This is a genomic window from Candidatus Frankia alpina (genome assembly GCF_902806485.1).
GTDB lineage: Bacteria > Actinomycetota > Actinomycetes > Frankiales > Frankiaceae > Frankia > Frankia alpina.
The window spans coordinates 1-10,795 of record NZ_CADCWT010000171.1; the positions used below are offsets into that span (position 1 = coordinate 1).

Here is a 10,795-nt window from a genome sequence, read left to right on the forward strand (position 1 = left end):
CTACTCGTCGTCGAGCCGGTGAGGTCGGCGGAGGAGTCCAGGTGCAGCAGTCCGGGCATGCGCACTCCTTGCTCGCGGGCGGCGGGCACGGGTACGGGTACCAGGCCGCGGCGGCCCCCGGCGTTCCCGCCCCCGCCGCGGGATCTGACCGCGTGACCGCGGCCGACGCAGCGCCGACTTTACGCCAGCAACCCGGTCCGAAGCAGGCGCTCTACGCGGCGCCGAGCAGCTTCACCAGGCGGGCAGGATCTCCGGGGAGGCCGTCGGATACTCGCCGAGGAAGGGTCGGTCCACGCGGCCCCGGCGTCGCCGCGGCGGACCCGTACGGCCGGTTCACCTGATGGTCCCGTTGTCGCCATATGCCCGACCACTCATTGTCCGCCGGGCGCGACAGCATGACCGCCCATGGACGCGAACACCACGACCGGGTCGGCCGGTCCGTCCCGCCGCTCCCTGCTACGTACGGCTGCGATCGGCGGTGGGCTGACCGTCGCCGCCGGCCCCACCCTCTGGCGACAGCCGGCGTTCGCGGGCACCGGCCCGGACACCGCCCCCGAGCAGGTGCACCTGGGTTGGGGCGACGACCCGGCGACGGCGGTGACGGTGTCCTGGGTGTCACCGGCCGCCGTGCGCCGGCCGCGGGTGCGGCTCGGCACCGCGGCCGGCGGGTTCGGCCGGTTCGTCGACGCCGAGGAGCGAACCTACGTCGACGGGCTGAACGGCCAGCGCGTCGTGACCTACCACGCGAAGCTGCGCGGCCTCAACCCGGGCACCGCCTACGTCTACCGGGTCGACACCGCCGACGGCCCGGTCGCGGCCGGGTCGTCCGCGGGCGGTCCCGGTGGGCCCGGCGGGACGTTTACCACCGCGCGGCGTGGCCGGTTCCCGTTCCGCTTCACCAGCTACGGGGATCTGGCCACCGACAAGGCGTGGACGATCTCGTTCCCCAACGCATTTCACGCCGTGGACGCGGTCGAACGCTTCGCTCCGCTGTTCCACCTGCTCAACGGCGACCTGTGCTACGCGAACCTGACGTTCGCCCAGCAGCCGGCGGTGTGGCGCGACTTCGGCGTCAACGTGGCCCGCTCCGCGGCGAACCGGCCATGGATGCCGGCGTTGGGCAACCACGAAATCGAGTTCGGCAACGGCCCGCACGGCTACGACTCCTACCTGACCCGGTTCAGCCTGCCGTCGAACGGGATCCGCGGCCTCGCCGGCACCTTCTACAGCTACCGGGTCGGCTCTGCGCTGTTCATCTCCCTCGACGCCGACGACGTCATCTACCAGGACGGCGGCGCCTTCGCGGCGACCGACATCGTCCCGCCGAACGGCGCGGCGACGATCCCCGCCGGCCACAGCCAGTACAACCGGCTCTACACCGGCCCGCTCGCCGCCGGCCCGAACGGCACGCTCACCCCCGGCGGCAATCTGCAGACCCGCTGGCTGGAGCACACCCTCGCCGCCGCGCGGGCCGACCGGACCATCGACTGGATCATCGTCCAGACGCACCAGTGCCCGCTGTCGAGCTCCGCCACCGGCAACGGCTCGGATCTCGGCCTGCGCCAGGCGTGGCTGCCGCTGTTCGACCGCTACCGCGTCGACCTCGTCGTCTCCGGGCACGACCACGACTACGAGCGGACGTTCCCGGTCCGCGGTTTCGACCGCGACCGCGGGACCGAGGTCGCCGGCGGCGCGACCGTGGACACGCTGCGGCCCCGACCCGTGGTCACCGACCCGTCCGCGGACACCTTCGACACCGACGCCGGCACCGTCTACCTGCTGCTCGGTGGCGGCGGGACCAACGGGCCCACCGACAGCTACAGCACCACCTCGACCGGCGCCCGGCAGGGCAAGGTCATCACGAGGCGGACGGAGATCGCCCGCAGCCCGTCGACCGGCGCCTATGCCAAGTTGCCCGCCGACGCCGTCGAGGAGGCCGTATGGTCGGCCCGCCCGGACGCGACCGGCCACCCCTACGGCATCGCCGTGTTCGACCTCGACCCCGGCAGCCGCCCCGGTGGCCCCAGGACCATCACCGTCGGGTACCACCATGCGCCCCGCGTCCAGGCTGGCGACCCGCTGCCCGCCTACACCCTGCTGGAACGCTTCACCCTGCGCCGCCGCCGCAGCGACTGACCGCCGAGCGGGGACCACCCCCGACCACGGCATCGCCGCCGTGCTCGCCCTCGGGCACCCCACGCGGCGCGCGACCCGGCCGACCCGCCACCCGGTCGAAGCCTTCACCCGCGTCGACACCTTCGACAGGCCCGCGTTCGGCTCGGTCTGACGCCGAGCCAGCCACCCAGCGCCCATCGCAATCCCTCCCAATATGGGCGGAAGGGACACTCCCCGATGATCGCCGCATCGGCGGTGGCGGATTCGGCAGATCCGATTCCGACCGGAGTGCTGGTCCCACGCACCGGCCATCGCCAACTGTGTACGCGCAAGCTCGGTAGCGAATCGACAGAAGGGGCGGCCCAGCGATTGGTGAACTTTTCCGTACCGGTGTATAGTCCTGTTGTTCGGCGTCCCGCTCAACGACGTGCCGGGAATGATCTATTCAACGGATCATGAAGGTGGCGGGTACTGATGACCGATATTACTACGATAGTCGCCTCGGTCGACGAGATTCCTACCGTTGAGGAAACCGACGCGATGCTAAACGAGTTGCGGCCACTTTCCCGCGACGCGAGAACAATCGAGCTAATAAACGATCTTCTCGAGCTACGATCGCTACTCGGTGCGCCATGCCGAGGCCACGTGCCGAAAAGTAGATCATCCAGGATGCTGGAGCCCTACCCCGAGGATCCGGACCGGCCCGCCGACGAAGGCACATACCCGGAGGGCTAGACTGCGGGCGAGTACCTAATCTTCAGTACGTCGGGTCGGGTCGGGTGGGTCGGTGGTGGCCGGCGCCCGGCCGCCGGGCTCCGTGAGCTAGAGCCCGGCGGCCGGGCTAGGAGCTGGTCGAATACGCAATCTCTCCCCCCTTCCCCACATGGCCGGCGCCACCAAAGGCGGTTGCTGCGGCCAGCGCCCCGCAGCGCCCCGCAGCGACTCGTCGACTACCAGCGGCCGCGGTGGACGACCTCGCCGAAGGGGCGGCGGTCGAGGCGCTCCACCGGCCGCAGCGGCCCGTCGTCGGGATAGCCCAGACCGATCATGTAGGCGACGCGATGGGTGTCCGGCACGCCGAGGATCCGGCGGGCCTCCTCCTGGTCGCCGACAGCCGAGTGCCCGCTGCCGACGCCGAGGTCGGTCGCCGTGAGCAGCATCAGCATCGTCGCCTGGCCGAGGTCGTACTCGTCCATGAGCCGGTAGCGCTCCGACTCCGGCTCGGGCAGCACCAGCACGATCGTCGCCGCCGAACTCGCGATGTGACCGGCACCGCGCCAGATCGTCGCCAGTTCACCGAGAACCGCCCGGTCGGTGACGAGCACGAAGTCCCACCGCTGCCGGTTCGACGCCGAGGGCGAACGCCACCCGGCCGCCAGGATCCGCTCCAGGTCCTCGGCCGGCACAGGCCGGTCCTGGTAGCTGCGGACATTGCGACGAGCACGGATCGCGTCCCAGGTCTCCACGCCCTCGACCCTAGACGAATCGCCCGCGTCGCTGCCCTGTGACCCGGTAACACGGAACTCCGTCCGACGCGGGGGACGGGAGACGCGGGAGACGCGGGGGACGGGAGACGCAGGGGAGCCCGAACGGGTGGCCCGCCCCCGCAGCCCGTGGCGATAACCGATCTCGACGACGACTCGGGATACTGGGGACGCAGCACGCCCTGCCGATGTGGCCGGCGGCCAGCACCAGTTGGCCAGGAGTGCGGGCGGACGAATGAGACGGGTAAGGAGGACGTGGTGGAGGCGTTGGCGCCGTCCGGGCGGCAGGTGGAGCTCGTGCACGCGGACAGCAGCGTGACCATCACCGAGGTCGGGGGTGGGCTGCGCGAGTACACCATCGGCGGCGCGCCGGTTCTCGACGGCTATGACATCGGCACGATGGCCAGCCGCGGGCGCGGGCAGCTGCTGCTGCCATGGCCCAACCGGATCGCGGACGGCCGCTACCCGTTCGGCGGCACCACCCACCAACTCCCGGTGAACGAGGTGGCGCTCGGCAACTCCAGCCACGGTCTGACCCGTTGGTCGGCCTGGGAGCTCGAACGCCTCGGCCCGGTCGCGGTCCGCGCCTCGTTCATCCTGCGTGCATCCTGCGTGCCCAGAGCGGCTACCCCTTCACCGTCGGCTTCGCTGCGGAGTACCACCTCGCCGACGACGGGCTGACCGTCACGATGACCGCCACCAACCTGGGTAGTCAGCCGGCTCCCGTCGGGATGGGCGCACACCCTTACCTGACGACGGTCGGGGCGGACGGTGCGACGGTGCGCGCGGACGACGTCGAACTCACCGTGCCGGCGGCGACGAGGCTGGAGACCGACGACCGTTCGATCCCGACCGGCGCGCGGGCGGTCGCCGGCGAGCCGTTCGACTTCCGCCGGCCACGCCTGGTCGGTTCCCTCGCCCTGGACACCTGCTACACCGACCTCGACCGCGATCCGGACGGGCGCGCACGCGTGCGGCTCGGGACGCCGGGCGGTGGGTCGGTGACGGTCTGGATGGACGAGACCTGGCGCTACGTGCAGGTCTTCACGGGGGACACGCTGGGCCCGCAGGAGCGGCGGCGGCGCATCGCCGTCGAGCCGCTGACCTGCCCGGCGAACGCCTTCAACAGCGGGGACGGCCTGCGCGTCCTCGAGCCCGCCGCCAGCGTCGGCGGCACCTGGGGCATCCACCCCACTCGCGCCTGACCCCGGGGCACCGAACCCGCTGCGGGCGGCCGGGTGCCGCGTCATCGGCGACCGTCTTGTCCCTTGGTGGACGGGAACGAGATCGAACGCATCCCGGACCATCCCTCCACGCGCGTTACGTTCAGCGCACCTGGAAAAAACGAATCTGTTACGCGTCATCCGGTCGTAACGCCGACACAACGGCCACCAACCGGCCATCTAGCGCGAGATCTTCCGGTCCCGAAGGGACACGGCCGCAGATAATCGCCCTGCCACCCAGATTTAGGCGAGAGTTTTGCGCGATCAGCCCCGCCGGCCTCCGCCGCCGAGTCGGGTGCCGACCGGCGTTGCGGCCACCCGAACCAACCCTCCGCTCGGCAGTAGTCCGACTACTTCCGCAGATCAGGGCCCCTGTCTGCGTGACAGACGCAGATGCGGAGGCTATGGTGCATTCCATCCGCTTCCGCGGAGATCGGATGCGCCGAAGCATCGCGCGCGCTCGCAGTTAGCACCCAACGCACACCGTCCGTGCGCAGCTAATCACAATTTGTTTCCTTGACTCTATTCGCCCGGCGGGGGAAGAACGTGGCATCACGCTCGGCACTGTTTTCGCAACACATCCTCGTGGGTTTGTTGACCCATCGGGACGGTCCTCACGGCTCGTCCCATCTCCCGTCCATCGAACGCCACCCGGGAAGCGGGCACACGAGCGCGTCCGGACCGGTGACAATGCGTTCCCGCGGGTTGGCTCAGCCCGCTGCGTCGCGGCGGTGGCTGACCCTGGGGATGGCCGCCACGGTGGCGGCACTGGCCGCCGGCTGCGGCAGTTCCTCCTCGGATGCCAGCCCGCCGGCGCCCACCACCCAGGTGGTGACCAGCCTTTCCGGGGAGAAGGTGACGGCCCCCCTGAAGATCAACCGGATCGCGGAGCAGTTCCCCGCCCACACTGTCACCGACATCATGCTCGGCGTCGGCGACAAGCTGGTGGACATCCCCCAGAACGTCAAGACGATCCCGTTCCTGCGGAAGGTCTACCCGGGCATCAACGGCCTTCCGGAGCTCTTCCGCAACGGCGGCAAGGTGAACATGGAGGAGCTTCTCAAGCTCAAGCCTGACGTCGTCTCCACCATCAGCGGCGGCGATACCCTCACGCCGTTCAAGCAGGCCGGCCTGCCCGCGATCAACATGGATTTCAACACCTTCCCGCAACTGGTCCCGTCTATTCAGCTCGCCGGAAAGGTGTATGGCGGCACCGCCGCCACCAAGGCCAAGGCATACAACGACTACGTGACCGCCAAGCTGGCGATGGTCCAGTCGCGGCTGGCCAAGCTGCCGGCGACCGAGAAGCCGAGCGTCGTGCACATCGCCAGCTATCCGCCCGTGGTCGTCGACGGCGGGAAGTCCCTCATCGACGGCTGGATCAACATCGCCGGCGGCACCGACTCCGCGAGCGGCGTCAAGGGCACCCACGTCACGGTGTCGATGGAGCAGCTCCTGCAGTGGAACCCGGACGTGCTGATCGTCGAAACACCGGGTGGTGACCAGGGTCTGGCGGCCAACTCCGCCCAGTCCGTCATCGACAACCTGGCGAAGTCGCCGGGGTGGGCCGACCTGAAGGCGGTCAAGGCAGGTCGCGTCTACCTCAACCCGCAGGGTCTCTACCCGTGGGACCGGTTCGGTCCGGAGGAGGCCCTGCAGATCCAGTGGGCGGCGAAGGTGCTGCACCCTGAGGTGTTCACCGACCTCGACATCCGATCCGAGGCCAAGAGCTTCTACGCGAAGTTTTTCAACTACCACACCACCGAGGCGGATCTCGATCAGATCCTGCAGGTCGGCGCCAAGTAAGTACCTCATCCCGGTATCGGCACCTCTTTCGGCCCGGAAAGGACCGCGCCCCGGCGCAGTGATGACCATCTCCATGCGATTCGGCCTACCCGGAGGGCGCGGCGATCTCGACGGGGCGAGTTCCACCTCGACAGTGGAACTCGCCCGCGTCGCCGAGACTCTTGGCTACGACAGCCTGTGGTTCACCGACGGCCACCTCAGTTCCGTCGGTTCCCGGACGATGAAAGCCCGCTCCTCACCGATCCCGCTGTCGGCCGCCGTCGCCGCGTCGACCAGCCGGATCCGGATCGGGTTCACCGCCCTGCACCTGACGCTGCACGACCCCATCCGGCTGGCGGCGGACCTCGCGACGCTCGACCGGCTCTCCGGCGGCCGGGTCACCCTCGGGGCCGGCTGGCCCATCGCCCCCTACACCAGGGCCTACCAGGGCGCCGCCCCGGTCCGGGTCGACCTGCCCGATGCCCTCGACACGATCGTCGGCTACTGGCGGGGCCGGACCCGCGTGGCCGACGGCGCGCAGTTCCGGGTCGAGCCGACCCCCGCCCAGCATCCCCATCCGCCGATCGAGGTGGCCGCCAGCAGCGACGAGCCCATCGTCTGGGCGGCCAGCCGCGGCTACGGGCTGCTGCTGTCGGCCGTGCAGACCGTCGCCTCACTCGCCGCCTGCATGGAGCTCTACACCTCCCACGTCGGGAAGGCCGGTGATGTCCGGGTGGAGCGGTTCTGCCTCGTCGCCGAGTCCGATGCCGCCGCCCGGGAACGCGCCACCCCGATCGTCGTGCGCCTGACCCGGCGGCTGGCCGCACTCGGCGGCGACGAGCACGGCCACACCGCGGTCGGGACGGCCGACCTCGACCCCTTCCGGTTTCACGAGGAGACGGCGGTGATCGGTGGACCGGCAACAGTCGGCCGCAGATTCGCGGAACTACGCGACGAGCTCGGCGTGGCGCGGGTGAACCTGCGCCCGTCGTTCAGTGGAACCGCGTCGCTGGCCCTGCAGCAGAGCACCGTGCGGATGTTCGCCGCGAAGGTGGCGCCGCTGCTCACGCAGCCCGCCATTCGGCGGGTGAACTCTTGACCCGGCCCGCTGTCCCGACCGGCACGGACCCGGTCACGGAGACCGAGCAGAACGGCGTCGGCGAGGTCGCCGACCAGAGTGTCGGCCAAGGTGTCGGCCCGAGCGTCACCGAGGGCGGTGACCCGGCGGTTCAGGACCGCAGGCCCGGTGGCCGGGCGGCCGCGAGCGCACGGATCCGCGCGACACTCGGCGATCACCTGCGCGTCGTGCTGCTCGCCGTGGGTCTGCTGGTCCTGATCGTGGTCTCCTTCGGGCTGGGCCGGTACACGCTGGGCCCGGTGAGTGTCGTGCGCGTCCTCGCCCACGAACTGTTCGGCCTCGGAGGCGACGTCCCCGGGCAGAACCGGGCCGTGGTGATGGACATCCGGATGCCCCGCATCCTCGCCGCGCTGCTCGTCGGGGCGGCGCTGGCCTCCTCCGGCGCCGCCTACCAGACGATGTTCCGCAACCCGCTGGTCTCCCCCGAGATCCTCGGGGTGGCGGCGGGGGCCGGCTTCGGCGCCTCCGCGTCGATCCTGATCGGCCTGGACACGACCCTGCTGCAGATCATCTCGTTCGGCTGCGGGCTGCTCGCCGCGGTGCTGTCGCTGACCATCTCCCGGGTCGTCGGGAAGGGATCACTGATCATCCTGGTGCTCGGCGGCATCATCATCGGCGCGATGTTCAACGCGCTCATCTCCAGCGTGCAGTACTTCGCCAACCCGGAGACGACCCTGCCGGAGATCACCTTCTGGCTGTTCGGCAGCCTGGCCCGGGCGAGCATGCACGGGCTGATCGTGCCCGCGATCATCGTCGCGGTCTGCCTGGTGGTCCTGTACGCGGTGCGCTGGCAGCTGACGGTCCTCGCCACCGGTGACGACGAAGCCCGGTCGCTGGGTGTCAACCGTACGCGGATCTGGGCACTGACGATCGGCGCCTCGACGCTCATGACGGCGACCGCGGTCAGCGTCGCCGGCATCATCGGCTGGGTGGGACTCGTCGTCCCGCACCTGGGCCGGTTCGCCGTCGGACCGTCGTTCAGCCGGCTGATGCCAGTCACCGCCCTCATCGGCGCCGGCTACCTGCTCGCCGTCGACGACGTCGCCCGCACCGCCTCTTCACTCGACCTCCCTCTGGGCATCCTCACCGCACTCATCGGCGCCCCGTTCTTCGTCGCCCTGCTCGCGAAGGCAGGCCGCCAATGGCTGTGATAACCGAGACACCGGACGTCGAGGTCAATGGGCTGTCGTTCGGCTACGGCCGCAACGGCCACCGGATCACCGACGTCTCGCTGAGCGTGCGCGCGACCGAGGTCTGCTGCCTACTCGGGCCCAACGGCGCGGGCAAGACGACTCTGCTGCGCTGCCTGCTCGGCCTGCTCAAGCCAGAAAGCGGCACGGTGCGCATCGCCGGCCGCGACCTCGGCACACTGACGCCGCGGGAACTCGCCCGCAGCGTGGCCTACGTTCCACAGAGCACCTCCTCGCCGTTCCCGTTCACCGCGCTCGACATCGCCGTCATGGGCCGCACGCCCCATCTCGGCCTGCTCGAGGCGCCCGGTGCCGCCGATCGCCGCAGCGCCCTGGCCCAGCTCGACCGGCTCGGGATCGCCCGTCTGGCCGACCGGTCCTTTGCTGCGCTGTCGGGTGGCGAGCGTCAGCTCGTGCTGCTCGCCCGCGCGCTCGTCCAGCAGGCGGCGATCCTCATCCTGGACGAGCCGACCGCCGCGCTGGACTACGGCAACGAGGTGCGCACCCTGCACGTCGTCGCCGAGCTCGCCCGGGAGGGGCACGCCATCATCATGACCACTCACCAGCCGTCGCACGCGCTCACCTACTCCAACCGGGCGGTGCTCATGCGCGGCGGGGTGGTCATCGCCGACGGTCATCCCGACGACGTCGTCACCGGCGAGAGCCTCAGCGACCTCTATGGCGTCCCCGTCCACGTCACCGGCGTGACCCTGCCGCCCGGCTACGACCGGCGCGAGATGCGGACCTGCGTCCCGATCCCCACGCCCTGGTCCGACCCGCAGCTCGAGCCCCGAACCCGCAACTCGGACCACTGAACCCGCAGCCCGAACCCCGCAACCCATCCCCGCAACCTGCACCGTCAACCCGCACGCCGCGCCCGTCCTCGCCGGGCGCGGATCACGCGGCCCTGTCCCCGCCGCCGGTACTTCTCAATCCGCCCAAGGACAATCCTGTGACCGGAGTAATCCGGCCGCCCCCGGGGAATCTTTCCGAAAGACCTCACAGCCCGCCCCCGAGCACGTTATAGTTTCACATTGTCGGTCCGTTCCGGTCCACGGACCAAATCGGCAGGCGCCGCAGTCCGTCCGGTCCACGGCTTGCGTCGGGCGCCGCCTCCCAAGGCATTCGCGGTCACCGCGAAACCTCGCTGGCATGGAACTCAACGCACCAGCACGCCGTCCTCACGAGGCTTCTCTGGGCCCTTTCGGGACCTTTTTCCGGCGCTCGATCCGGCCCGGCCTCGTCCGAGATTCCACCGGCCCCGCGGCATCCATCGCCCAGGCCCGTGTGCGTCAGGAGGAGTACAAAGATGCCCGAGTCCGAGCTCGTCGTCGATCCCGCCAGGATTCGGCAGTTCGGGGATCCGACCGACACCGTCTTCTGTCTCGTCACGAACGCCTCCCTGCTGGCCGACATCCGGCTCGTCCGGACTGCCCAGTACCTGGACTACCGCATCCTGGAGTTCCGCGGTGGCGAGGATGAGTTCGCCCGGCTCATGCGTGCGGAAGTGCCGGAACAGGCCCATGTGCTGGTCATGTCGCCCGACTGCTTCTTTCAGTCACCGCCCGTGGACGTCCTCGGTCCCCGCCGCAAACTGCTCGGGATGGCCTGAAACTCGACCCCGACCGACCGGGCGACGCTGCGACACTTCCTGCGCTGCGTCGAGGCCACCGATCCACAGGCCCAGGAGGATTTCTCCGACCGCTTCTTCGAGCTCGCCGAGCGCGGCGAGGCGCTGGAGTACCGCGACGCGCGCCACGGTACGGTCGCGACCCTGCGCCTGTTCGACCGCGAGCTGGTGTGGAACCAGCAGACCGGTCTCGTCGACTGGGGCGAACAGCAGATCGTGCCCGCAGGCGA

Annotated in this window: 10 protein-coding genes; 8 read left to right on the top strand and 2 right to left on the bottom strand. The window is 70.1% G+C overall.

Annotated elements, in window-relative coordinates; genetic code table 11:
* The first annotated feature begins 405 nt into the window (after positions 1-405).
* Entirely contained in the window at positions 406-2,136 is a 1,731-nt protein-coding gene (locus tag G6R25_RS16900) for a purple acid phosphatase family protein (RefSeq protein WP_163553765.1), read from the top strand.
* Between the two features lie 929 nt (positions 2,137-3,065).
* Here the strand turns inward: G6R25_RS16900 and G6R25_RS16905 are convergent.
* On the bottom strand, positions 3,066-3,581 hold the full coding sequence (locus G6R25_RS16905) for a nitroreductase family protein (RefSeq protein ID WP_163553766.1): 516 nt from the start codon (positions 3,579-3,581) through the stop codon (positions 3,066-3,068).
* A gap of 273 nt (positions 3,582-3,854) precedes the next feature.
* Between G6R25_RS16905 and G6R25_RS29010 the strand changes: the two genes are divergently transcribed.
* From G6R25_RS29010 to G6R25_RS16935, 7 genes are all read left to right on the top strand, one after another.
* Complete coding sequence (locus G6R25_RS29010; RefSeq protein WP_268904165.1) at positions 3,855-4,280, top strand: aldose epimerase family protein; 426 nt, start codon at positions 3,855-3,857, stop codon at positions 4,278-4,280.
* Positions 4,277-4,804, top strand: a complete 528-nt coding sequence (locus G6R25_RS29015; protein WP_268904166.1) for an aldose epimerase family protein — start codon at positions 4,277-4,279, stop codon at positions 4,802-4,804. The genes G6R25_RS29010 and G6R25_RS29015 overlap by 4 nt, the downstream gene beginning before the upstream one ends.
* A 708-nt stretch (positions 4,805-5,512) precedes the next feature.
* A complete protein-coding gene (locus G6R25_RS16915; RefSeq protein WP_235948779.1) occupies positions 5,513-6,628 on the top strand; it encodes an ABC transporter substrate-binding protein in 1,116 nt (371 codons plus the stop codon).
* Positions 6,629-6,701: 73 nt separating this feature from the next.
* Entirely contained in the window at positions 6,702-7,706 is a 1,005-nt protein-coding gene (locus G6R25_RS16920; RefSeq protein ID WP_163553767.1) for an LLM class flavin-dependent oxidoreductase, read from the top strand.
* Positions 7,703-8,896 carry a FecCD family ABC transporter permease gene (locus tag G6R25_RS16925; RefSeq protein WP_163553768.1) on the top strand — a complete coding sequence of 398 codons (1,194 nt, stop codon included), beginning with the start codon at positions 7,703-7,705 and terminating at the stop codon, positions 8,894-8,896. The genes G6R25_RS16920 and G6R25_RS16925 overlap by 4 nt, the downstream gene beginning before the upstream one ends.
* The gene (locus tag G6R25_RS16930; RefSeq protein ID WP_235948777.1) at positions 8,887-9,750 is read left to right on the top strand and encodes an ABC transporter ATP-binding protein; all 864 of its coding nucleotides are present in this window, start codon (positions 8,887-8,889) and stop codon (positions 9,748-9,750) included. The genes G6R25_RS16925 and G6R25_RS16930 overlap by 10 nt, the downstream gene beginning before the upstream one ends.
* A 494-nt stretch (positions 9,751-10,244) precedes the next feature.
* Positions 10,245-10,547: a hypothetical protein gene (locus G6R25_RS16935; RefSeq protein ID WP_163553769.1), complete on the top strand. Its 303-nt coding sequence runs from the start codon at positions 10,245-10,247 to the stop codon at positions 10,545-10,547.
* Here G6R25_RS16935 and G6R25_RS16940 read toward each other — a convergent pair.
* On the bottom strand, positions 10,494-10,795 hold a 302-nt coding region (locus tag G6R25_RS16940; RefSeq protein ID WP_163553770.1), incomplete at its 5' end, for a hypothetical protein. The two genes, G6R25_RS16935 and G6R25_RS16940, sit on opposite strands and share 54 nt — an antisense overlap.